Origin of the sequence: Bacillus sp. FJAT-18017, from assembly GCF_001278805.1 — a bacterium.
Classification (GTDB): Bacteria; Bacillota; Bacilli; order Bacillales; family Cytobacillaceae; genus Bacillus_D.
The window spans coordinates 2,361,865-2,385,037 of the sequence record NZ_CP012602.1; the positions used below are offsets into that span (position 1 = coordinate 2,361,865).

The window sequence follows — 23,173 nt, forward strand, 5'->3', positions numbered from 1 at the left end:
ATTAGAATTTACGTTACTTTTTGAAAGGCCTTAGCCCTCTCCTCTGAATTTCATCCTTTAGGATCTTAATCCATTCTTTTTCCCCAGACTTCATTGCATCTCGATACGAAACGACAAGCTGCTCATTGCTCATAATTCTCATTGATTGCATTGCCTCCTTGGAAATAATAATGGATTGAATATTCAGTTTTTACTATTGTAAAGCAAAAAAGTACTTTTGAGAACCCCTTTTAAGGAATTTTTTTAAAAAGGTACTTTCGGACGAGCTTTGCTGACTTTCCTCCTAAATTTTCAAATTCTAAGTTTTCTGAGATGTTTTGGACAATATTCCTGCGTGGTAAATATGCAGTAGAACGTTTATTGAAAGTAGGCGAGGATTATGGAATTATACGGATTAGAGTATGAGGATATGGCATTTACAAACCTCCGCTTTATCAGGAAAGATACAATCTGCAATACTGTATATTTAACCTTCAAAGATTATTTAACTGAGGAAGTACTAACCTTTGATTTTGATAAAATTATGAATATTAAACCGTGCTTTAGAATTGATTTATTGCAAGGGTATTATACAGAGCCGCTTGCAGACACCCCCCGTCATTCATTATACTAATCGTATACCAAGAATCAGGGGGAATAGACGTGCAACATCTGGACTGGCAAACGAAAACCACTATTAAAAAGGTAAAATGTGTGCATGCGGATGCTAATAAGTATATCGTAAACAATGTGCTGACACCCGGTAAAGAATACGATGTTAAAAATGAAACTGAAGAGTTTTATTTTGTTGTGGATAATACCGGCAAAGTTGGCGGATATTACAAGGAATATTTCGAGGAAGCATAACGGTTGAACTGCCGGCCTATCCGGCGGTTTTTCTATTTTAGGGGGAGTTTTGTGATACATAATACAAGAATCCGATTAGAGGGGCAGACGGTTTTGCTTGTTCCCATGGAGGAAAGCCACCGAGTTGGCTTGTGGGTGGCCGCAGAACCGGAGGAGATATGGCAATTCATGGCCACCAGGATTCGCAGCCGCGAGGAAATGGATAGGTCGGTTGCCGAAGCGATTGCAGAAAAAGAAAAAGGTACGCAAATCCCGTTTACAATCATTAGGAAAAGAGATGCGGCCATCATTGGAAGTACGAGATATCTTGATATCTCATTAAGAAATGAGAGCCTGGAAATTGGCTGGACTTGGCTCAATCCTTCAGCATGGAGAACAAGCATTAACACGGAATGTAAATACCTGCTTCTAAAGCATGCCTTTGAGGAACTAGGCATGAACCGGATCATACTGAAGACTGATGGCAGAAACAATCGGTCGCAGAAAGCTATTGAACGGATCGGTGCTGTTAGAGAAGGCGTGCTTCGTATGGATAGAAAGCTGGCTGACGGATACATAAGAGATACTGTCATGTATAGCATCCTTGCCTCTGAGTGGCAGGATGTAAAATTAAAACTCTAAAAGATTCTAGAGGACCAGGCATACTAAAAGGAAAAAATGTAGCCCTTTTTATCCTTACGATTAATGGAAAATACAGAGGTGTTTTGATGCAATACCTTTTTGTGGGGCTTGGCGGAGCAATCGGCAGCCTGCTTAGGTACATACTTTCGGGTTTGAATGTTCCCGAGCTTGTTTTTCCAATTGGTACACTGGCAATCAATCTTTCGGGGGCGTTTTTTCTTGGCTGGTTTACCGCCCGTTTACTATCACCCGGAAAAATAAATGCAAATTGGGCGGGGTTCTTTACTACCGGAGTTACAGGTTCATTTACAACCTTTTCAGCATTTTGTCTGGAAACAGTCTTACTCCTCGAAAAAGGACATTTTCTGATTGCGAGTTTCTATTTATTGCTTAGTCTTGCCGGTGGTCTTGGCCTTGTTTCCCTGGGTACCTCTATTGACAAAAATCAGGCAGAAAAGGCAGGTGGGAGGGGATGACTGTTGCTTTCATTGCTGCCGGGGGATTTCTAGGCGCTGTCACGAGGTTTTTCTTCTCCAGATGGCTCAATTCAAACCATTCGTCTAGAATTCCGTATGGTACCCTGGTTGCAAACCTTATCGGTGCCTTTCTGCTTGGGTTCCTAGTAGGGAAAGCATCGAATGGGAGTGTTTATGCGTTTGTCGGTATTGGCTTTACTGGAGCGTTATCAACTTTTTCAACGCTAATGCACGAACTCAATAAGATGCAGCTGAACTTGAGATTTATTCTTTATGCGTTGATAAGTTTTGGAGCTGGATTTTTGCTGATGATCGCAGGAATGATGCTTGGAAAATAAAATCAAAAGCCCTTCAGATACCTGAAGGGCTTAGTACTATTTTTGAAGTGAAGGTTGTATTTGTTGTTCCTTCGGTTCCTGATAAAGCTTCCTGCTGATCCATGATTGAATGATCAGGAACATTCCGCCCACTGTCCAGTACAGGGGCAGCGCTGCCGGCGCATTAAAGGAAAACATCACAATCATGATTGGAGACATCAGTCCCATGAGTTTCATTTGTTTTTGCTGCTCTGCAGTCATTGCAGACTGTGAGAACTTGAATTGCAAGTAATAAACAACTCCGGCTAGTAAGGTAATCCCAAGGTCAGGACTGCCCAGGCTGAACCAAAGGAAATCATGTGAAGCAATTTCAGCCGAATTACGGATGGCATAATAAAATCCTGTTAAGATAGGCATCTGGATTAAAATCGGCAGGCAGCCCATATTCAAAGGGTTGATGCCATGCTTTTGATAAATTCCCATCATCTGCGTTTGCAATTCCTTTTGCTTGGCAGGATCTTTCTCAGCCTTGATTTTTTTCTGCAATTCATCCATTTCCGGCTTCATTTTCTCCATTTTGCCCTTCATCGCAATCTGCCCCTTGTATTGCTTAAGCATAAGCGGCATCAACACAAGTCTGATGATAAGGGTTACAACAATAATGGCTAGCCCGTAACTTCCGGCAAATAATTCGCCTAGGAAGTGAATGGCGGCCGTAAAAGGATTGACGAAGTAAGTGGTAAAAAAGCCCGTGTCCCCAGGACCTGATGAGCATCCTGCAAGAGTGGCGATAGTTAGCGTAAGAATAGTTAAAAGTAAAAGCTTTGATTTCCCTTTCATAGTTCCTCCTGTTTTTTAAAAAATATGATTAGTTCAGGAAGGAAAGGGAAGCTTCAGGGTCTTCAGTAGGACAGTACTTCATCCGGATATATTTGCCTATCCACATGACGATAAAATTCTGGTTAAGCCTGCTATTTGTCTGTTGGTATACAGAAAATCCCAACCCTGCAGGCTGGTTTGGCCTGTCCAAGATTGATACTGGATTTTCAATGGCCCAAAGGAGCAGGTATTTTAACGCAATCGCCAGGTAAAATCCGGTATAGAGTGCCACCCAGGCATTTATGTCATATAATTCAGCTGAAAAGTCCATACCTGGATACACCTCCTCTTATATAAAAAATTATACGTGAGAAAGAGGGAAAGAGCAATGAGAAGCAATGGAAGAAGAGGGGGGAAACTGCCTAAATTTTATTGCGGAAAAAGAGTGTTTGAACTTAACTAGCTGGAGAAGTAACACAGCTTTCGTATGTCTGGAGGAAGAGCATTAGTAAGAGGCAGACAATAGCCTGCCTCTTGTTTTATTAAGCTCCGTGATCAATTTTTCCAGCAGGGATTGATATAAGGTTTGAGGCTGAGAGTCTTTTCCTTACATTTATTCCTACAACAGATGCAAGATAGGCTTTTAGCAAACCAAGAGGAATGAACGGATAAAAGCCTGCTTTCATTGCTCCCTGCCACTCAAGGCTTAGTGCGATTTTCAGCCATGCTGTCCCGAATGCAAGTGTGATAAACATGCCGATAATATTGGCAATTAATGCATTTTTGACTGAGAAGCTTGTTTTTTCAAGTATGAGTCCAATTATAAAAGCGGTAGGAATGAATCCGACAAGGAATCCTCCGGTAGGGCCGATCAAAACCGCCAGGCCTGCTTTCATCTCTGCAAACACTGGGACACCTGCAGCACCTAAAGCCAAATATAATAAAACAGATAAAGTGCCATAGCGGGCTCCTAGAATAGTTGCTGCAAGCCCAATTGCAAGTGTCTGGCCTGTAAACGGCACAACTGGCATTGGAATGCTTATTTGTGCAAGAACAGCAATAATTGCAGCAAATAATGCAGCCATAATCATTTTTCTTAGTCTTTGTTGCTCAGTTGACATACGTTTTCCCCCTTATGTATGTTAACCTGTTATTAAATTTGGTTAACATATATAAAATAAAACAGAGATATATAGATTGTCAACTATATAGAAAAATAAAAAAATCCTTCATTCTGGATGAAGGATTGTGGTTTTACCAATAGGTTATTGTATCGAATATACCTATGATGATGAGAAAGAAGCCTGCGGTTTTCTGGAATGCACTTCCTATTTTCCTGCTTTTTCGGACTAACGCCCCGTCCATTCCCATAAACCAAACTACACTCAGGAAGAGAATGAGCGGCAGTGATGTGCCAATTGCGAATACAGGAGGGAGGACAAACCCATAAGAAGTCCCCAGTACTAAAGGCATCAATGTCATGAAAAATAATATGAACATCGTCGGGCAAAAGGAGATTGAAAAGGCCGCACCCATCAAAAATTGCCCCCACTTGCCAACAGCCTTTACTTCCGGGACAAAAGAAAACAGCTTATTTAAAAAAGGTAATTTTAAATAACCAGCCAAATAAATTCCTAGAATAATAATGAACGGGCCAATTGCTTTCCGGGCAGCGGCAAAAAAGCTGATGATCCCGTCCTGAAATTCCCTGCCTGCGAACCAAACAAGTAAGCCAAGGCTCGAAAAGACGGCAATTTTACCAAGGATAAAGAAAAGGGCATCAACGAGTTGTCCGGCTGTCTGCATACTCTTATTTCCATAGAACGTAATCGCACTAATATTTCCGGTTAATTGGCAGGGAGCCAGTGCACCTACAATTCCAAGAATGAATGCAGCCAGCAGCGGAATCGACTCAGTTCCACTCACCATAGCATGGAAAGGGGAACTGAGGAAATTGCTGATATCACTTAATATCTGGTACATGGTGGATTTCTCCTATCTATCTGCTGATTAAGTTGACCATATCATATAATATTGAAAAAACTGTGCAGAAACCGTGTCAGCTTAAGGACAAATTTTAGGTTGATTTACAGCCGAATAAAGATTCCTCGTTTTTTCTACCACAACTTAAGTTTTTTCTACCTTATCTCAAAATATATCAACGTTATTCACATTTCCGCCATAGTTATCAACCGCCAAGTCTCTGCTGCTAATAGAAAATGCTGCCCACCCGGACAGCATTTTCGTCAGACACTATTAAACTGTTGGAGCTACCCAATGTTTGGTGATAAGCTCATAGGCTTCTTGAACTTTTTCCTCGCTTGGAGGTTCAACATCGTTCAATTGATACTCGAGCCCGAGTGTTTCCCACTTATAGACACCGAGTTTATGATAAGGCAGAATTTCAATCTTATTGACATTTTTCAGTGTGCCAATGAATTCACCGAGCTTAGCCAGATCAGCCGGATCGTCTGTAACTCCAGGGACAAGCACGTGCCTGACCCATATTGGTTTATTTTTGTCGGACAAATATTTTGCGAATTCAAGGATATGGTCATTGGCCATTCCTGTCAGGCTAATATGCTTCTTCCTGTCAATATGCTTTAGGTCAAGCAAGATAAGATCGGTATAGTCCATCAACTCATCAAGAGGGTCAAGGAAATGCCTTGAACTGGAGAAACAGCCGCCGGATGAGTCAATAGTCGTATGAATTCCCTCAGCTTTGCATGCCTTAAACAATTCGACGAGGAAAGGGACCTGAAGGAGGGGCTCACCACCGCTGACAGTGATACCTCCGCCAGATGATTCAATGAAAGGGAGGTATGAACGGAGGTCATCCATTATTTCGTCGACAGTGATTTTTCGGCCTGTCCCAATTTCCCAAGTATCGGCATTGTGGCAGAACTGGCAGCGCAGCAGGCATCCTTGTGTAAATATAACGTAGCGGATACCAGGGCCATCGACTGTTCCAAACGTTTCAATTGAATGTATGTTTCCGTTCATAATAATTTCCCCTTTCAAATGAGCGAGCTGTGGGATTGCTCCCGGCTCGTTGTCCAGCTACAGCGCCCAGCGCTTAGTGTCCTTCGGTCCCCTCACTACGATAAGTCAACATCGATTCGCTTGCGCTCATCGTGTTTCCTTTATCTCATATCGAGGCCCTCCAGGCCATACAGCGCTAAACGGGCTCTTTCGCTTTTATTATAGAGATTCGTGGAATGTCCTGTTGATAACATCCATTTGCTGTTCCCTTGTCAACTTTATGAAGTTAACAGCGTAGCCGGAAACCCGGATTGTCAATTGCGGGTACAATTCTGGGTGTTCCATAGCATCCATCAATGTTTCTCTGTTAAAGACGTTAACATTCAAGTGGTGGCCATCTTTTTTGGCATAACCGTCAAGGATGGATACAAGGTTGTTGATTCTTGTTTGATCTTCCTTGCCAAGAGCCTTCGGTACGATCGAGAAGGTATTGGAAATACCGTCAAGTGAATATTCGTATGGAAGCTTCGCGACAGATGCAAGGGAAGCAAGTGTACCTTTTGTATCGCGTCCGTGCATTGGGTTCGCACCTGGTGCGAATGGTTCGCCAGCACGGCGGCCATCTGGAGTGTTGCCTGTTTTCTTACCATAAACAACGTTTGATGTAATGGTCAATACGGACATTGTTGTCATTGAATTGCGGTAAGTCTGGTGTTTTTTCAGCTTAGTCATGAATGTTTTGACAAGCTTGACTGCAATGTCATCCACACGGTCGTCGTTGTTGCCGTATTTAGGGTAGTCGCCGTTAATTTCAAAGTCAACTGCAAGACCATTTTCATCACGGATGACTTTAACTTCGCCATACTTGATTGCGCTGAGTGAGTCAGCTGCTACACTTAGGCCGGCGATGCCAGTTGCCATAGTACGCAGGATTTCAGAATCATGGAGAGCCATTTCAATCCGCTCATAGCTGTATTTGTCATGCATGTAGTGAATGATGTTCAACGTGTTGATGTATAGGCCAGCGAGCCAATCCATCATACCTTCAAACTTCTTCAATACTTCATCATAATTTAGGACATCGGAAGTGATTGGAGTAAAGTCAGGTCCAACCTGAATTTTAAGCTTTTCATCTACACCGCCATTGATTGCGTAAAGCAATGCTTTCGCAAGGTTGGCGCGGGCACCGAAGAATTGCATTTGCTTGCCGATTTCCATTGCGGATACACAGCATGCGATTCCGTAATCATCTCCCCATTCAGGGCGCATGATGTCGTCATTTTCATATTGGATTGAGCTAGTTTTGATTGACATGCTCGCACAATACTTCTTGAAGTTTTCAGGAAGCTGAGTGGACCAAAGAACTGTCAGGTTAGGCTCAGGGGCAGGGCCCAGGTTATCAAGAGTATGCAGGAAACGGAACGAGTTCTTTGTTACAAGAGGGCGTCCGTCTAAAGCCATACCGCCGATTGATTCAGTTACCCAAGTTGGGTCGCCGCTGAATAATTCGTTGTAATCCGGTGTACGTGCGAATTTTACAAGGCGAAGCTTCATTACGAAATGGTCGACTAATTCTTGAGCTTGAATTTCAGTCAAAGTGCCATTTTTCAGGTCGCGTTCCATATAAATATCAAGGAATGTTGATACACGGCCAAGGCTCATTGCTGCACCATTTTGTTCTTTTATTGCTGCAAGGTAGCCGAAGTATAGCCATTGGAATGCTTCCGCTGCGTTTGTAGCCGGGCCTGAGATATCGTAGCCGTAGCTCTTTGCAAGTTCTTTCAATTCGCCAAGCGCACGAATTTGTTCGGAAAGCTCCTCGCGATGGCGAATATTGTCCTCAGTCATTACTGGGCTAGTGTTTTTCTTGTCTTTTTTCTTTTCTTCAATCAGGAAATCAACGCCGTAAAGCGCAACCCTGCGGTAGTCTCCGATGATACGGCCGCGGCCATATGCATCAGGAAGGCCAGTAATGATACCTGCTTTACGGGCAAGCTTCATTTCATCAGTATAAGCATCGAAAACACCAGCATTGTGTGTTTTGCGGAATTCAGTGAAGATTCGTTCGACCTCTTCATTTAACTTAAAGCCATATGATTCACAGGCAGCTTTCGCCATGCGGATACCGCCAAAAGGCTGCATTGATCTATTGAAGGGTTTGTCAGTCTGGACGCCGACAACCTTTTCAAGGTCTTCGTTTAAGTAGCCTGCGCCATGGGAAGTGATGGTTGAAACAGTTTCTGTGTCCATATCAAGGACACCGCCGTTTTCACGTTCCTGTGCAGTTAATTCCATTACCTGCTCCCAAAGCTTGTTAGTAGCTTCAGTAGCACCTGCTAAAAAGGAGTCATCTCCGCTATATACTGTGAAGTTGCTTAAAATAAAATCGCGTACATTAACTTCGCTGGACCATTTGCCTTTTACGAACCCTTTCCAAGGTTCTGCTTTTGTTTTTTCAATAAATTGAACCATCTTGGTCACCTCATCGAATAATTTAGATTATAATCTGTTTCCTCTGTATATCATACTCCGAGTATAACAGGTAGCCAGTGACAAAAATCACTATAATTAAGGCGATTTTGTTAACAACTTAGATTTTAAGGGTTTTTTAAGTTTTTTACTTATTTTTTTGTAGGTGGATTCAAATAAATATTAAAACTGTACTATAATTATTTTCGTAAACCGGTAAACTGTTATATAAGAAAAAACCAATACCATCAAGGTAATTACTATATTCATAGGGAAAACAGCATATATGAAAAGAGTACAACAAAAAAGCTGTGCGCGAAAATGCAGCACAGCTTTGGAACCAAGTTAATCGACAACAATATAAGCAATCATGGGGCCATTGCGTTCTTTATCAGGGTGAACTTCGCAAATGAGCCTATATACGCCTTCCTTTGCAAGGGAAAGGTCCACAACTGTTTCAGCACCCTTTTTTACAGTTCCTTTAATATCTGTATTTTCAATATGGAATGGATGCTCTTCACCATTGACTCCATATATAACGAGTCGGACTTTTTCTCCTTTTTCCATAAAAATCGTACCTGGATCCCATCGGTATGCCTCGATTTTCTTACCATTTTTAAGTGTTGTAGAAAATTCCCCAGTAACCATGTGGATTTCCCTTATCTCAGTCTGCTGGTTAATCACAACAGCGTCACCGGATTTTAAAAGCCACCAGGATGCGGCTGATACCAAAGCCAAGCCAACAACAAGAATAAAAATGACTGTATTCTTTTTAATCGTCCAAAACTGCATGTTTCCCCTCCTATAGTTTGTCCTTCTATAATTTATGCAGTATAGGGGGTGAAACTTGTCTATTTTTTCAGAAGGTTCCATTATAATAAAATATAGGTACAAATTTGCCAGTTATGGGAAGGGGAGGCTGATTTATGAAAGCGGATACAAAAGGGCTTATTAAACGGTACAGGGGAACTGGGCTGCATACTAAAGGGTGGGTTCAGGAAGCTGCTTTACGGATGCTTATGAACAATCTTGATGAAGAAGTCGCGGAAAACCCAGCCGAGCTTGTGGTTTATGGCGGTATTGGAAAGGCGGCAAGGAATTGGGACAGTTTTCAAGCCATCACAGAATGCCTGCAACGGCTTGACAATGATGAGACATTGCTCATTCAATCCGGAAAGCCAGTAGCAATTTTTAAATCCCATACGGATGCTCCAAGAGTGTTGATAGCGAACTCTAATCTTGTTCCTGCCTGGGCAAACTGGGACACATTCCATGAACTTGATAAAAAAGGATTGATGATGTACGGCCAGATGACTGCCGGGAGCTGGATTTATATAGGCAGCCAAGGGATAGTCCAAGGGACATATGAAACATTCGCCGAGCTTGCAAGGCAGCATTTTTCAGGAAGCTTGAAGCAAACCATTACACTGACTGCCGGTCTGGGTGGAATGGGAGGGGCACAGCCTCTTGCTGTAACCTTGAATGGGGGAGTTTGCATTGCGATTGATGTTGACAGGCATCACATCCAGCGAAGAATTGATACAAAATATCTGGATGAAGTAGCAACTTCATTGGAAGATGCGATTGCAAGGGCGAGACAAGCAAAGGAAAAAGGAATTGCGCTTTCAATCGGCCTTGAAGGCAATGCAGCAGAACTTTTGCCGGAAATGATAAAAATAGGGTTTATTCCTGATATTCTTACTGATCAAACATCGGCACACGACCCTCTAAATGGATACATACCTGTCGGATATTCACTTGAAGAAGCATCCGAACTAAGGAGAAATGACCCTGATGGGTACGTGGAAAAATCATGCAAGAGTATGGCTGTACATGTAAAGGCCATGCTTGCCATGCAGGAAAAAGGATCGATAACGTTTGATTATGGAAACAACATCAGACAGGTTGCCAAGGATGCCGGTGTTGAACATGCCTTTGACTTTCCTGGATTTGTCCCGGCCTATATCCGGCCGCTCTTTTGCGAAGGGAAAGGCCCATTCCGCTGGGTGGCACTTTCGGGAGATCCTAATGACATTTATAAAACCGACGAAGTCATCTTAAAGGAATTTGCCTATAATGAGCACTTATGCAACTGGATCAGGATGGCCAGGGAGAAAATTCAATTTCAGGGGCTTCCATCAAGGATTTGCTGGCTGGGATATGGTGAAAGAGCTCGTTTTGGCAAAATCATCAATGATATGGTTGCCAGCGGAGAACTTTCAGCCCCTATTGTCATTGGACGCGACCATCTTGATTCCGGGTCAGTTGCATCCCCAAATCGTGAGACGGAGGGAATGCAAGACGGGAGCGATGCGGTTGCTGACTGGCCAATCCTTAATGCAATGATTAATGCTGTTGGCGGGGCGAGCTGGGTTTCGGTCCACCATGGAGGTGGTGTAGGCATGGGATATTCGCTGCATGCAGGCATGGTCATAGTCGCTGATGGTACCCCGGAAGCGGAAAGAAGGCTTGAGCGGGTTCTGACTACTGATCCTGGAATGGGAATTGTCCGTCATGCGGATGCCGGTTATAGTTTGGCTGCCGATGCCGCCAGAAAAAATGGCATCGATATCCCAATGCTGAACAAAACCAGAGGAGGGACGCAATGATAACGGAAAAACCGATCTTAATTAAAAATGCCGCTCAAATTGTGACGGTAAAGGGATATAGCGAAGAGCCTGCCAGGGGAAAGAGGATGGGCGACCTATCAGTTATGGAAGGGGGTTCGCTTTTTATCCGCGAAGGGAAGATTGAAGCAATCGGTATGGAGGCTGAAATAGAGAAGCATGCCGGTCACTATCACGAGTTTGAGGTCATTGATGCCACTGGAATGATTGTCCTTCCAGGCTTTGTTGATCCGCATACCCATCTTGTCCATGCCGGGAGCAGGGAAGATGAATTTGGGATGAGGCTGAACGGGGCTACCTATATGGAAATTATGGAGGCAGGGGGCGGCATCCATGCGACTACGTCCAAAACCAGGGAAGCGTCTCAGGAACAGCTTTTTGATGAAGCGTGGACAAAGTTGAATGCCTTCCTTAAGCATGGTGTCACGACTGTTGAAGCAAAAAGTGGCTATGGACTCGATTGGGAAACAGAATACAAACAGCTGCGAGTAGCAAAGCAATTAAATGAGAAGCATCCAATAGACGTAATCAGCACCTTCATGGCTGCCCATGCTGTACCTTCTGAATATAAGGGAAATCCTGATGACTTCATTAGCCTTATCATTAACGAAATGCTCCCGCGCGTTGCTGAGGAAAAACTTGCTCAGTTTAATGATGTATTTTGCGAGAGAGGGGTTTTTACACCTGAACAATCCAGGAGACTGCTTGAGGCGGGGAAACAATACGGTCTGATTCCAAAAATTCACGCAGATGAAATAGAGCCCTATGAAGGCGCAGAGCTTGCCGCAGATGTTGGGGCGATTTCGGCGGACCATTTATTAAAGGCATCTGATCATGGGATAGAACGTATGGCGGAGGAGGGAGTAATTGGTGTCCTTTTACCGGGGACTGCATTTTTTCTAATGGCTGAAAGTGCGAATGGCAGAAAAATGATTGATGCCGGTATGGCTGTAGCACTTTCAACTGATTTCAATCCTGGATCTTCCCCAACGGTCTCAACGCCTCTGATCATGAACCTTGCCTGTATGAAAATGGGAATGTCGCCCGAGGAAGCGCTCATTGCGGCGACGATTAATGCTGCACATGCGATTGGAAAGGCATCAGAGATTGGGAGTCTTGAAGCCGGGAAACAGGCCGACATATTGATTGCTGATGTCCCAAATTATAAACAGCTTCTATATTATTATGGAATGAACCATACCCATTCTGTTATTAAAAGAGGCAAGGTAGTTGTTAGGGGTGGGGTACTTTGTTAAATGAATTTATATCGCATGTCGCGAGTTATTGGAATCGTGACGAAGCAACAGGGGATCCAAAGCTGAAGGATTGGATTATTCAACGTACCGAGCAGGCTGACCTTGAAGGGGATTGGGATGTAATAATCCTTGGCGTACCTCTGTCGCGATCATCGATATCCGTTTCGGGAGCATCCGAGTTCCCGGATGCATTCAGGAGGGCATGGGGCGGTTTTTCTACTTATAATCTTGACTATGGAGTGGATTTGCGGCACTTGAAGGTCCTGGATCTTGGAAACGTCAGGATGCATTTTACCGATATCGTAAAATCCCATCTCATGATCAAGAACGCAATAAAGTCGGTTCATAGTCAATTTCCAAATTCCTTCCCGGTTTCAATTGGCGGCGACCATTCAGTCACAGCGATGTTGATTTCTGGTCTGAAGGAAGCTCAGCCAGAAAAAGAGATCGGTATTCTCCAGTTTGATACACATCTCGATTTGAGAGATTTGTCAGAACACGGCCCGACAAATGGCACCCCAATCCGCAATCTGTTGGAAAATGGGGTGGTGAAGGGTGAGAATGTATATAATATAGGGCTGCATGGCTTTTTTAACGGGCAATCACTGATTGCGTATGCCAAAGAACAAAAAGTCAACATGATTACCATGAAAGAAGCGAGAAAACAAGGAATTACAGAAATGATAAGGCGTGCTGTTGAATTGCTATCAAGCAAGGTTGATTTTATATATGTAACGATTGATATGGATGTACTTGATATTGCTTATGCCCAGGGTGTTCCTGCTTCAACACCCGGCGGGATGATGTCCTTTGAATTATTTGAAGCAGTACATGAGGCTGCGCTTCATCCGAAGGTGCAGGCGATGGATATCGTCTGCCTTGACCCTACAAAAGATACATTAGCCCAGGCGACGGTAAAGACTGGCGTGTATACATTTTTAAGCTTCCTTACTGGCCTTGAGCAGAGGGGCTGATTGGTTTTTTTGCAGTTCCAAATAGCGAACCCTGCGAGGATAGAACAGCATATGTGACGTCCTCTTTTGTGTATCCCAATCCGTAAAGATAGCCATCAAGCCATGAATAGAGCTCCGGAGTTGTTTCGGCTGTAACGATATTCCCATCAATTATAAGTTCGGAAGGTCCTATTAAACCTTTTAGATAAGTTGAAGGTATCTGAGTCATGAAATTGCCCTCTTTAGGGGGCTCTTTTTTTTGAACTGACAGCACTCCGCTTGGTTCTAGAATAGCCGTCTGAACATCTTTAATGGAGAAGATGTCCTTTTCACGAAGCTGCTGCAGCAGGCTTTCTTCTGTATATTTGGCGGCCGCTAAGTTCCGGGAGATGATTTGGCCGTTTTCTACCAGGATACTAGGAGTTCCGGATAGCCATTTTTCCAAAATTTTTGCCCGGAAACTGACATTTGCTGCTGCATAATAAATCAGGACCATGGTGACAAATGACCAGACCATTGGCCAGAATTTCAAGTTAATGTTAAAACCCATATTGGCAACCAATGAACCGATTGTAATCGCCATGGCCATATTGAAGTGGTTCCTGTGTGAATTAATTTGTCTTCCGAAAAAATAGGAAATAACCAATAAAAGGATGAACGAAACAGCAGTTCTTAAGATGGATGAAAATGATGCTTCCATTCCTGGCATCCCCTCCGGCAAAAAGAGTCATTGTTCTTAGTTTGCCTAAAGGGGAGAGAAAGAATTCAAAAAAATAATTGCCAGATTTCTGCGAGATTATCATTACGTGCTGAAAAGCTAACTTAGTTCAACCTATTTACGGAGCAAAGAGGAGGCATAAAGCATAATAAAGGATATGATTACCATAATTGATACAAGGAACCAGGCGGTCTCCATATTCCCCGATTCCATTGCTACATATATGGCCGTTGGAACAGTTTGGGTACGACCGGGAATATTGCCGGCAAACATAAGAGTTGCCCCGAATTCCCCGAGTGCCCTGGCAAAGCTGAGGATTGCCCCAGTGATAAGGGCACGGGCCGAAAGAGGGAGTGTAATATAATAAAAGATTTTCAGAATGCCTGCGCCATCCATTTTAGCAGCCTCTTCAATTCCCGTATCAATTGACTCAAAACCGCTCTTTGCGGATTGATACATTAGCGGGAAAGCAACAACCGTGGATGCAATTGCCGCAGCCCAAGGCGTGAACATTATTCCGCCTCCAAAAAAGTCATGAACCAGTTTTCCAATTGGGCTAGATTGGCCAAATAATATAATCAGCAAAAAACCAATTACAGTCGGAGGAAGGACGATTGGCAGCAAAAAGAAGGTTTCTGCCACTAATTGGCCCCTGAATTTTTTCCCGGCCATCAGCCTGGCAAACAAAATTCCGAACGGAAACGCCAGGGCAAGTGCGATGACTGCAGTTTGCAATGAAAGAAGAATTGGGTTTACTAAATCAGTTTGAAACACAGCTTTCCATCCTGTCGAAATATATTCGGTATCCCTGTTGAATAGTGTAAATTGAATACCATGACAGTCTAAATTTATCAAAGTTTGATGCCTGTGTCACACCTTATAAAAAGAAAAGTCCAGAGTGTAAGCTCTGGACAGGTGATTATGAAAGTCTATTTTCCACAAGTGAACAAACTTCATCTGCTGATAGGCCATTTGCTTCTATAACAGAGGCCTTTGTCACTGTATCCTGCATTCCCATCACATTGGAATCAAAACCAGTAATCACGCAGCAAGCGCAGTCTGCCGCGTCCGACTCCTGTTTCAACTCAACGACATCATGTCCACGTTCCCTTAATGCCTGTTGTACATTAGTCAGGGATTGTTCAACTCCTACTTTTGCCATTAAGAACTACACCTCCTATGTCAATATCATGCCTAGGGGAAGTGAAATTATTCCTAATTGTATAAGTTAACTTATAAGGAAACGATAAGAACAGGAGGTGGATATGATGGGAAAGCGAAAGCATGACCCCTCGACAATCGGTTTGAATTCGTCACAGGTTGAGGGACAGGGAACTACCAATCAGGAAACAGGAAAAGTGAAGGCACCATCTTCAAGGAACAAACAGAAAAGGCATTAAACACGAAAAGAAACAGGGGTGGTGGCCTCTGTTTCTCTCTATATAGACTTTGTTAAAAAGTCCAGCTGCCTAATATCCTCAGTTTATTGTGGTGGAATAGAGTTGTCCTGTAAAATTTGATATCTGTCCTGAATCGTTTGGGAAATGTCCCGTATTTTTCGGGAAATGTCCTGAATAACGAAAAATCTGTCCTGAATATTTTAAAAAATGTCCTGATCCAAGGAACTGAAAAATGGTATCAACTTTTCTAAGATTGCCTTCCACTAATAAAGGCCTTTTTAAGCGAGAATGTTATTTTTAGCGTGCTATATCTAACTTCACGCTAAGGCACTGGAGTTAATTTAATACATCTTTGCAATCTGTTCTTGTAGTTCTTTGTTTTCCAGGTACTCATCATAGTTCATTTGCTTATCGACCAGGCCTGATGGTGTTATCTCAAAAATCCTGTTTGCGATTGTCTGAATGAATTGATGGTCATGGGATGCGAACATAAGTGAGCCTTTGAAGTTGATCAAACCGTTATTTAAGGCAGTAATCGATTCAAGGTCAAGGTGGTTTGTCGGTTCGTCAAGAATAAGCACGTTTGAACCAGACAGCATCATTTTTGAAAGCATGCAGCGAACCTTTTCGCCCCCAGACAATACACTCGCTTTTTTCATGACTTCCTCGCCTGAGAAAAGCATTCTTCCTAGGAAACCACGCAAGAAACTTTCACTTTCATCCTTTGGAGAAAACTGTCGCAGCCAATCCACAAGGTTCAGTTCGCTGTTTTCAAAAAATTGGGAGTTGTCCTTTGGGAAGTAGGCCTGGGAAGTCGTTATACCCCATTTATATGTGCCCGCGTCGGCTTCAAGTTCACCCATGAGAATCTTGAATAAAGTGGTTTTGGCTAATTCATTTGGTCCAACTAGAGCAATTTTGTCGTCCTTATTCATAACAAAACTAATATTATCAAGTACTTTTACCCCGTCAATCGTTTTTGACAGACCTTCGACTCGAAGTAGGTCATTGCCGATTTCCCGATCTGGAGTAAAACCGACATAAGGATATTTACGGGAAGATGGCCTGATATCATCAAGTGTAATTTTATCAAGGAGCTTCTTCCTGGATGTAGCCTGCTTTGATTTAGAAGCATTGGCACTGAATCGGGCAATAAAGTTTTGTAATTCTTTAATTTTTTCTTCCTTCTTCTTGTTGGAGTCCTGTGCCATTCTTACTGCAAGCTGGCTTGATTCATACCAGAAATCGTAGTTTCCGACATAAACCTGAATTTTGCCGTAGTCCAGGTCGGCAATATGGGTACACACTTTATTAAGGAAGTGCCTGTCATGGGAAACGACGATAACCGTGTTTTCAAAATTGATCAGGAACTCCTCTAGCCATTGGATTGCTTTTATATCAAGATGGTTTGTAGGCTCATCAAGTAAAAGGACATCCGGCTTGCCAAAGAGTGCCTGAGCAAGAAGGACCTTTACTTTATCAGAACCATCAAGCTCAGCCATTTTCTTATAGTGCAGGTCTTCTTCAATTCCAAGTCCCTTGAGGAGGATGGCTGCTTCAGATTCCGCTTCCCAGCCGTTCAGCTCGGCAAATTCGCCCTCTAGTTCGGCTGCCCGCATTCCATCTTCATCAGTGAAGTTTTCCTTCATATAAATAGCGTCTTTTTCCTGTTTTACTTGAAAAAGTCTTGTATGGCCCATAATGACCGTTTCGAGGACTTCGTTTTCTTCATACTCGAAATGGTTCTGCTTCAGGACTGCCATTCTTTCACCAGGTCCCAATTGAACTGTTCCGGTTTGTGCTTCAATTTCTCCTGATAGAATTTTCAGGAATGTGGACTTTCCGGCGCCATTGGCTCCGATTAATCCATAACAATTGCCAGGAGTAAACTTTATATTGACATCTTCGAATAGTTTACGGTCTCCAAAGCGTAAACTTACGTTGCTAACTGTAATCATATATGCCTCCAAGAAAAAATAATCTACGAAAGTATACCATGTTTACTGGTTTCAAGCGAACTTTTTGAAAAAAAGAGGGTTTTTCCACCGTTTTCGATGGGTAAAAAGGAAAGCGGACCTTTCAAAATATGTTTTACAAGCTTTTAAAATTTTTCTAAGAAAATTATAATTTTTTCACACTTTATTCATAATTTTGTTGTAGAATTGGTTTAGGAAATGCCTAGAAGAGAAGGTGAACCTTATGGCTAAACAGAAAATTACAGAGTTGGTCAATAAACTGAAGGAATCGGGCATCAATGCCAGTTTGACTAAACCAAAGGCCGATTATCTGTCCAATCTGCAGCACCTCAATAATACTCCTTCGACAGTTCATAGCTAAACACAAAGCGGATACCTTATAAGGGTATCCGCTTTAATTTTGTCTTGTCTTGTTAATCAATATTGCAATATTCTATCGGACAGTTATCGCAATTATTTTCCCTTTTAAGGAAGTTGATATCATGAATGATGATTTTCTTTGATTTGATGCTTATAATTTTCTTCCTTTTTAGCTCCGAAAGAAGCCTGCTGACAATTTCACGGGCGGTTCCGCAAAAATTTGCGAGTTCCTGTGTTGTTAGCGGCACCGAAATATGGATTCCATCCTCCTGCTCGACCCCATAACTATTGCTGAACCGGATAAGCGTAGAGTAGAGTGCTCCCTTTTTTCCATTGAGTACCAAATCTTTGAATTTGGTCATCGTTTTCCGCATATGGTCATTCATCCAGCTAAGAAATTCATAGGCAAGTTTACTGTTATTGATAAGAGCGGCTTCTAGTTCCTTGATATGAACTGCAGCAATATTTGCATTTTCATTCACCATTGCATTAAATATATACTTTGGTCCCTGAGTAAAAAGAGTGAGTTCACCCACAATGTCGTTATGGCTAGCGAGACGAAGTACAAGCTCTTGTCCCTCTGCGTTCATTTTTGAAATTTGCACCTTGCCTGAGAGGATGATATAAATCTCTTCAGCATCCTGACCTTCACGTAACAAATAGGACCCTTTATTGCTTACGAAGGTTCTTGATGCATATTTCAGCAATTCATTCATTTCGTATGAAAGCGATGGGTTTTTGAAAGTTTGTTCCATGAAAATCACCTGGACTTTCTCCATTTTGGGTTCACCTTTCATTTTACAGGAAAAATGAACAGCAATTTTGCAGCTTTTTTTACAATTATAAGAAACATTTTAGGGAAAGGGTAAATTTCTCAATAATTCCTGGTAAAAAGAGCATACTAGCTAACAGGCTAGTTCTGAACTTGGAAAGGGAGGATATGTATGTTTTTTGGGAAAAAGCTTCCGCTCGAAAAAGAAGTGGAACCATTTGTTGCGACAGAAGTCTATTCGTGTATAGGGGATGCATGCAATGGCTGGATGAGAAAGGCTTTTGTTTCCGAGGATCTTCTCTGTCCAATGTGTGGCAGTTCAATGGAAATGGGCGTCCGTGATCTCCCTAAAATATAAAAGCCGGGTTCAACCGGCTTGACAGTAAGCTATAAGTTTTCGTTTTGCTGTTTAATTTCATCGCCTGTCAGCATGATATTCGCTTCCTCAAGATGCTTGTGTTCTTCAACTGAATCTCCTGGTATACTTTCGGGATTCGGAAAGGTGTCGCCAGTTTCAACAGTCATAACAGGATTCTTTATTGCAGGGGTAGTATAGTTTAATTTTTTAGCCATTAATTTTCAGCTCCTTCAAAAGAAGCTTGTGCTATCAGCGATGACTTTATTCGTCAGGCTGGTAAATCTCGTGTGCATAACGATACGCTTTTCTCTTGCGATAATGCTCAAAGGTGCCCATTTCAGTATTCATAAGGATCTCCATCATATCAAGGTCGTCCCTTTTAACAGGAGGATCCAGCAGGTCCCATTTTACTGTGTAAATGAAATAGTAATCCTTGATTTGCCTGAAAAGCACCGTCGAATTCGGATGGGTATCAAAAATCCCTTTTAGGTTATATCTCTTGGTATAACTCCAATGCAGAAGTTTCATCAGCAGCACATCCTTCTTTGTGTAAAGGGAACAGAGATATGTCAGCTTAACGCTGTGCTACATCCAATGTAGCCTGTTATTACGGTGTTAGGCAAGCCAATTGTATATATAAGTATTTATACAACCCAGGAGCGTTTCAAACAATCAAATAAAAGTAAAAACCGGAACCCCTATAAGGTTCCGGTTTTTAAGTTTCTATTCCTCACGTTTTGAAAGGCAGCGATCGCATTCGTGCAAATAAGATTCTGCCATTTCATGTACTTGCTCTCCACATTCAGGGCACACCTTTTTTGGCAGGCTACGGAAAAATTCAACTGGACTCATCATCATTACTACCCTCTCCTTTTGTATAACAGTTTTAATTTGTTTATCCTATTATAGTACAGTATAAACACATTTTTTAAAAAAGTGAATAGTTTTTTGAAAAATTCTTAAATTTTTTTAAAAGGAGAAATAGAGTAGTGGAATAAACATTTAACCGGGAAGCTACCACAAGATATCTGTATTAACCCGCATACATGGGGTGACTTCCCGGGAGAGAAGGTTTTTTAAATCTAAAGAATTTCGGGTGGAGGGGAGAGATGGAACTGCCGCCATAGTTGCCTCGTTAGTGAGCATACATATAACGCTAATACATTAACACAGGAAATAGTACAGAAATAATCATCAAAAGGTGAGAAACAAGTGTTTAAATTAGATTTTCGAAATCATGTATTTTTGGGCTTGCTAAACAGGAAGAATGATTCCTCTCGAGGGTTGATTCAATCCTATAATAGAAGTAAGCCAGAACATTTTTTGAATTAAGTCTTTTATTTTTTTATAAAAAAGTATTTCCAACCTTTTCATAGTAATAAAGTATAGTTTTGTAAAAAAAGTAGTGATTTTCAACTATATCCCTGGTATTCCTACTATCTAAAATGTGAACTTTCTATTACAATTGTAATATATCCATTAAAAATACAGGGGTTGATACTTGACAATGATTGATATGACAGATTCATTCAGTCCCGTTTTGCTTATTATCGCCTTCGCATTGTCTGTGATGGCTTCATATACAGCATTGGACATGTTCACATTAATTCACTCCTCTAAAAAAAATAAAGGCTTATTGTTCCTAGGCGGTACTTTGGCTATGGGCATTGGCATCTGGATCTTGAATTTCCTTGGGCTTTTGTCGGAGGATTTTGGCAGATTCGCAACTTACCAGATTCCGCTAACATTGTTGTCAATCATTATTGGAATTTCACTGACTGGTATGGCATTCATTCCTTTGACTGGGCAGAGGGTCAGACTGACAGGCCTTGGTTTAAGCAGTTTATTCCTTACAGTTGCGGTGTTTTCAATTCATATTATTGGAATGTACTCAATGAATGTCAGCATCGAATTCCATGCGCCAATTTTTATCGTTTCCGGTTTACTAATTTACTGTTCCTTTTTATTCGCACTTTGGATGCTTTTTTACTCCAAAAGTTTTAATAGAAATACAGCCTGGTTGAAGCCTGTCAGCGCTGCTATCATTACGATAGCTGTTGCTCAAGGCCATTTTCTGTTGAAACGAGCCTCTAATTTTGGAATAGAGGCATCAGCCGGAAACGGTCTAATACCAGAGGATTCCTTCATTATATATCTCGTATTGTTTATTGCGTTTCTAATATTCGGCGGCCTAATCATTTCAAGTACTTTAATAAGTAAAAAACTTGCATCTACAGATAATCACCTAAAGGATATTCTTGCAGCTTTGGATGCTGCTGCCATTGTTGGGATTACAGACAGGGAAGGTAATTTGATTGAGGTAAATGATAGGTTCCTTGAAGTAACTAAATATTTGAGGGAAGAAATTATTGGAAAGAATCATCGTCTAATGAATTCAGGCTATCATTCCCGTGAATTTTTTAAAAATTTATGGGAAACTGTTCAATCAGGGAGAATATGGAAAGGTGAGATTTGCAATCGGGCGAAAGATGGATCGCTTTATTGGGTCGACACAACCATTGTTCCATTCCTTGATTCGAAAGGTATGCCGTATCAGTATGTTTCAATCCGTGCTGATATTACTAATAGGAAGAGAGCCGAAGCTGAACTGCTTGAGAGGCATAAGGAAATCAGCGATATCACGTTTGCTCTCGATCAGTCCTCGATTGTTGCGATAACTGACGCAAAAGGTAATATTACCAGTGTAAATGACAAATTCTGTGAAATATCGAAATATACCCGCGAGGAATTGATCGGCCAGGACCACCGGATTCTCAACTCCGGAATCCATGATAAAGAATTCTTTAAGAAATTATGGAGAACCATTGGCCAGGGCGATGTCTGGAAAGGGGAAATCTGTAACCGGGCAAAGGATGGATCTTTATATTGGGTGGATACGACCATTGTGCCATTCCTGAATTACAAAGGGAAGCCATATCAATATGTAGCGATTAGATCTGATATTACCAATAGGAAAATAGCCCAGCAAAACTTAAAGGAATCCATGAAGGAAATCAGTGACTTTAAATTCGCGCTTGATCAATCGTCTATTGTAGCGATTACAAATGCTCAGGGCATCATTCAAAGCGTTAATGATAATTTTTGTGAAATATCAGGCTATAGCAGGGAAGAATTAATTGGCCAGGATCATAGCATCCTGAACTCGGGCTATCATTCAAAGGAATTCTTTAAGGATTTGTGGCGGACGATTGGCCAGGGGAATGTTTGGAAAGGTGAAATTAAAAACTCTGCCAAAGATGGAACCTCTTATTGGGTGGATACAACCATTGTCCCGTTCCTGAACGATAAGGGGAAAACGTACCAGTATCTTGCAATCCGCAATGATATTACGGAGAGGAAGAAGACGGAAGAAATGCTGCACCGTCAGGATAAGCTTGCTGCTGTAGGTCAGCTTGCTGCAGGTGTGGCCCATGAAATCCGAAACCCGCTTACTTCAATGAAAGGATATGCCGAATTCCTCCAGCTTGATGAGAAAGATCCAGAGCGTTTGGAGTTCCTAAATATTATCCTTGATGAAATTGACCGGGTAAATGGTATTGTTGAGGACTTTATGGTTCTTGCAAAACCAAAAGCGGTCGAACTTGAAGAAAAGAATGTCGTTCCGGTATTACGCAATGTAGTTTCCTTGCTGGAGTTTGAAGCCCGCAAGAAAAATGTTAAATTGCATTTTGACTGCAACAATGAAATTATCCAGATTGAATGTGATGAAAACAGGCTAAAGCAGGTTTTTCTTAACTTCATTAAAAACGGTATTGAAGCTATGCCAAATGGGGGAGACCTTCACGTTAAAACTATAATTGCACAAGGAAATGTACAGATTTCCATCCAGGATACAGGGGTAGGGATACCGGTAGAAAAGTTAAAGAAGCTAGGTGAACCTTTTTATACAACGAAGAAGAACGGAAATGGCCTTGGCCTTATGGTCAGCTTTAAAATTATTGAGAGCCATAATGGAAAGGTATTTGTCGAAAGTGAGCCAAATAAAGGAACAACCTTCAATATTGTCCTTCCGGCAAAGACTGCATAAGACTAAACAACAGGGAGTGGGAAAAAACCATTTCCTGTTTTTTTATAGATTGTAATTAAGCCAGGTTGATGTTTAGTTAGAGTTGAATACAGAGGAAGGCGCATGACTCGTTCGAAAACTTTCAACAATCATTTGCAGCTGAAATCAACAGACTTTTTATTAGGTATTACCCAGT

The 23,173-nt window shown here is 41.9% G+C and carries 28 protein-coding genes and 1 pseudogene; 13 read left to right on the top strand and 16 right to left on the bottom strand.

Annotated elements, in window-relative coordinates:
* Nucleotides 1-13: 13 nt before the first annotated feature.
* Nucleotides 14-142 (bottom strand): sporulation histidine kinase inhibitor Sda, encoded by a 129-nt coding sequence (gene sda / locus AM500_RS10960; RefSeq protein WP_043933730.1) that lies wholly within the window; start codon nucleotides 140-142, stop codon nucleotides 14-16.
* A 237-nt stretch (nucleotides 143-379) separates the two neighbouring features.
* Here sda and AM500_RS10965 point away from each other — a divergent pair, with 237 nt between their 5' ends.
* The 5 genes from AM500_RS10965 to AM500_RS10985 all read left to right on the top strand — a co-directional run bounded on the left by AM500_RS10965 (nucleotide 380) and on the right by AM500_RS10985 (nucleotide 2,281).
* A complete protein-coding gene (locus AM500_RS10965; protein WP_053599241.1) occupies nucleotides 380-613 on the top strand; it encodes a hypothetical protein in 234 nt (77 codons plus the stop codon).
* A gap of 29 nt (nucleotides 614-642) precedes the next feature.
* Nucleotides 643-846 (top strand): DUF6501 family protein, encoded by a 204-nt coding sequence (locus AM500_RS10970; protein WP_053599242.1) that lies wholly within the window; start codon nucleotides 643-645, stop codon nucleotides 844-846.
* A 51-nt stretch (nucleotides 847-897) separates the two neighbouring features.
* Nucleotides 898-1,467: a GNAT family N-acetyltransferase gene (locus tag AM500_RS10975; RefSeq protein ID WP_053599243.1), complete on the top strand. Its 570-nt coding sequence runs from the start codon at nucleotides 898-900 to the stop codon at nucleotides 1,465-1,467.
* A gap of 86 nt (nucleotides 1,468-1,553) precedes the next feature.
* Entirely contained in the window at nucleotides 1,554-1,943 is a 390-nt protein-coding gene (gene crcB, locus AM500_RS10980) for a fluoride efflux transporter CrcB (protein WP_053599244.1), read from the top strand.
* Complete coding sequence (locus AM500_RS10985) at nucleotides 1,940-2,281, top strand: fluoride efflux transporter FluC (protein WP_053599245.1); 342 nt, start codon at nucleotides 1,940-1,942, stop codon at nucleotides 2,279-2,281. The genes crcB and AM500_RS10985 overlap by 4 nt, the downstream gene beginning before the upstream one ends.
* A gap of 36 nt (nucleotides 2,282-2,317) precedes the next feature.
* Here AM500_RS10985 and yidC read toward each other — a convergent pair whose 3' ends face one another.
* The 7 genes from yidC to AM500_RS11020 all read right to left on the bottom strand — a co-directional run bounded on the left by yidC (nucleotide 2,318) and on the right by AM500_RS11020 (nucleotide 9,322).
* Nucleotides 2,318-3,100 carry a membrane protein insertase YidC gene (gene yidC / locus AM500_RS10990; protein WP_053599246.1) on the bottom strand — a complete coding sequence of 261 codons (783 nt, stop codon included), beginning with the start codon at nucleotides 3,098-3,100 and terminating at the stop codon, nucleotides 2,318-2,320.
* 28 nt (nucleotides 3,101-3,128) lie between these two features.
* Nucleotides 3,129-3,410 carry a hypothetical protein gene (locus AM500_RS10995; protein WP_043933736.1) on the bottom strand — a complete coding sequence of 94 codons (282 nt, stop codon included), beginning with the start codon at nucleotides 3,408-3,410 and terminating at the stop codon, nucleotides 3,129-3,131.
* 211 nt (nucleotides 3,411-3,621) lie between these two features.
* Entirely contained in the window at nucleotides 3,622-4,200 is a 579-nt protein-coding gene (locus AM500_RS11000) for a biotin transporter BioY (RefSeq protein ID WP_053599247.1), read from the bottom strand.
* 133 nt (nucleotides 4,201-4,333) lie between these two features.
* Nucleotides 4,334-5,062: an urease accessory protein UreH domain-containing protein gene (locus AM500_RS11005; protein WP_053599248.1), complete on the bottom strand. Its 729-nt coding sequence runs from the start codon at nucleotides 5,060-5,062 to the stop codon at nucleotides 4,334-4,336.
* 273 nt (nucleotides 5,063-5,335) lie between these two features.
* Nucleotides 5,336-6,082, bottom strand: a complete 747-nt coding sequence (gene pflA, locus AM500_RS11010; RefSeq protein ID WP_053599249.1) for a pyruvate formate-lyase-activating protein — start codon at nucleotides 6,080-6,082, stop codon at nucleotides 5,336-5,338.
* Nucleotides 6,083-6,280: 198 nt separating this feature from the next.
* Complete coding sequence (gene pflB / locus AM500_RS11015) at nucleotides 6,281-8,533, bottom strand: formate C-acetyltransferase (protein WP_053599250.1); 2,253 nt, start codon at nucleotides 8,531-8,533, stop codon at nucleotides 6,281-6,283.
* A gap of 342 nt (nucleotides 8,534-8,875) precedes the next feature.
* Nucleotides 8,876-9,322, bottom strand: a complete 447-nt coding sequence (locus AM500_RS11020; RefSeq protein ID WP_053599251.1) for a cupredoxin domain-containing protein — start codon at nucleotides 9,320-9,322, stop codon at nucleotides 8,876-8,878.
* 134 nt (nucleotides 9,323-9,456) lie between these two features.
* Between AM500_RS11020 and hutU the strand changes: the two genes are divergently transcribed.
* Genes hutU through AM500_RS11035 form a run of 3 tightly spaced genes read left to right on the top strand, consistent with a single transcriptional unit; the run spans nucleotide 9,457 to nucleotide 13,387 of the window.
* On the top strand, nucleotides 9,457-11,139 hold the full coding sequence (hutU, locus tag AM500_RS11025) for a urocanate hydratase (protein ID WP_053599252.1): 1,683 nt from the start codon (nucleotides 9,457-9,459) through the stop codon (nucleotides 11,137-11,139).
* Entirely contained in the window at nucleotides 11,136-12,413 is a 1,278-nt protein-coding gene (hutI, locus tag AM500_RS11030; RefSeq protein WP_053599253.1) for an imidazolonepropionase, read from the top strand. The genes hutU and hutI overlap by 4 nt, the downstream gene beginning before the upstream one ends.
* Nucleotides 12,407-13,387, top strand: coding sequence for an agmatinase family protein (locus tag AM500_RS11035; RefSeq protein ID WP_231688134.1), 981 nt, complete (start codon nucleotides 12,407-12,409; stop codon nucleotides 13,385-13,387). Before hutI ends, AM500_RS11035 begins: the two co-directional genes overlap by 7 nt.
* Here the strand turns inward: AM500_RS11035 and AM500_RS11040 are convergent.
* The 3 genes from AM500_RS11040 to AM500_RS11050 form a co-directional block, all read right to left on the bottom strand.
* Nucleotides 13,362-14,066: a DUF421 domain-containing protein gene (locus AM500_RS11040; RefSeq protein WP_053599254.1), complete on the bottom strand. Its 705-nt coding sequence runs from the start codon at nucleotides 14,064-14,066 to the stop codon at nucleotides 13,362-13,364. The two genes, AM500_RS11035 and AM500_RS11040, sit on opposite strands and share 26 nt — an antisense overlap.
* Nucleotides 14,067-14,198: 132 nt before the next feature.
* Nucleotides 14,199-14,858 (bottom strand): molybdate ABC transporter permease subunit, encoded by a 660-nt coding sequence (modB, locus tag AM500_RS11045; protein ID WP_053599255.1) that lies wholly within the window; start codon nucleotides 14,856-14,858, stop codon nucleotides 14,199-14,201.
* Between the two features lie 145 nt (nucleotides 14,859-15,003).
* The gene (locus AM500_RS11050; RefSeq protein WP_043933747.1) at nucleotides 15,004-15,246 is read right to left on the bottom strand and encodes a YkuS family protein; all 243 of its coding nucleotides are present in this window, start codon (nucleotides 15,244-15,246) and stop codon (nucleotides 15,004-15,006) included.
* A gap of 106 nt (nucleotides 15,247-15,352) precedes the next feature.
* On the opposite strand from AM500_RS11050, the gene AM500_RS24995 reads away from it, so the two are divergent.
* Nucleotides 15,353-15,484: a YuzL family protein gene (locus AM500_RS24995; protein WP_081773064.1), complete on the top strand. Its 132-nt coding sequence runs from the start codon at nucleotides 15,353-15,355 to the stop codon at nucleotides 15,482-15,484.
* A gap of 341 nt (nucleotides 15,485-15,825) precedes the next feature.
* Here AM500_RS24995 and AM500_RS11055 read toward each other — a convergent pair whose 3' ends face one another.
* Nucleotides 15,826-17,442: an ABC-F family ATP-binding cassette domain-containing protein gene (locus AM500_RS11055; RefSeq protein WP_053599256.1), complete on the bottom strand. Its 1,617-nt coding sequence runs from the start codon at nucleotides 17,440-17,442 to the stop codon at nucleotides 15,826-15,828.
* A 241-nt stretch (nucleotides 17,443-17,683) separates the two neighbouring features.
* Here AM500_RS11055 and AM500_RS25820 point away from each other — a divergent pair, with 241 nt between their 5' ends.
* Entirely contained in the window at nucleotides 17,684-17,821 is a 138-nt protein-coding gene (locus AM500_RS25820) for a hypothetical protein (RefSeq protein ID WP_197028437.1), read from the top strand.
* Nucleotides 17,822-17,873: 52 nt separating this feature from the next.
* Here the strand turns inward: AM500_RS25820 and AM500_RS11060 are convergent, their stop codons facing one another.
* Nucleotides 17,874-18,599 carry a Crp/Fnr family transcriptional regulator gene (locus AM500_RS11060; RefSeq protein WP_231688135.1) on the bottom strand — a complete coding sequence of 242 codons (726 nt, stop codon included), beginning with the start codon at nucleotides 18,597-18,599 and terminating at the stop codon, nucleotides 17,874-17,876.
* A 165-nt stretch (nucleotides 18,600-18,764) separates the two neighbouring features.
* Between AM500_RS11060 and AM500_RS11065 the strand changes: the two genes are divergently transcribed.
* Nucleotides 18,765-18,950: a cold-inducible protein YdjO-related protein gene (locus tag AM500_RS11065; RefSeq protein WP_043933749.1), complete on the top strand. Its 186-nt coding sequence runs from the start codon at nucleotides 18,765-18,767 to the stop codon at nucleotides 18,948-18,950.
* A 29-nt stretch (nucleotides 18,951-18,979) separates the two neighbouring features.
* On the opposite strand, the gene AM500_RS11070 is transcribed toward AM500_RS11065, so the two are convergent.
* The 3 genes from AM500_RS11070 to yhfH all read right to left on the bottom strand — a co-directional run bounded on the left by AM500_RS11070 (nucleotide 18,980) and on the right by yhfH (nucleotide 19,808).
* Nucleotides 18,980-19,165: a hypothetical protein gene (locus AM500_RS11070; RefSeq protein ID WP_043933750.1), complete on the bottom strand. Its 186-nt coding sequence runs from the start codon at nucleotides 19,163-19,165 to the stop codon at nucleotides 18,980-18,982.
* A 46-nt stretch (nucleotides 19,166-19,211) separates the two neighbouring features.
* On the bottom strand, nucleotides 19,212-19,478 hold the full coding sequence (locus AM500_RS11075) for a hypothetical protein (RefSeq protein ID WP_053599257.1): 267 nt from the start codon (nucleotides 19,476-19,478) through the stop codon (nucleotides 19,212-19,214).
* Nucleotides 19,479-19,673: 195 nt separating this feature from the next.
* Entirely contained in the window at nucleotides 19,674-19,808 is a 135-nt protein-coding gene (gene yhfH / locus AM500_RS25000) for a protein YhfH (RefSeq protein WP_081773065.1), read from the bottom strand.
* A gap of 802 nt (nucleotides 19,809-20,610) precedes the next feature.
* On the opposite strand from yhfH, the pseudogene AM500_RS26405 reads away from it, so the two are divergent.
* Both AM500_RS26405 and AM500_RS11080 read left to right on the top strand, forming a co-directional pair.
* Nucleotides 20,611-20,757, top strand: a pseudogene (locus tag AM500_RS26405) (MHYT domain-containing protein); the annotation flags it as partial.
* A 171-nt stretch (nucleotides 20,758-20,928) separates the two neighbouring features.
* Complete coding sequence (locus AM500_RS11080) at nucleotides 20,929-22,998, top strand: PAS domain S-box protein (protein WP_442854010.1); 2,070 nt, start codon at nucleotides 20,929-20,931, stop codon at nucleotides 22,996-22,998.
* Nucleotides 22,999-23,173: the final 175 nt, after the last annotated feature.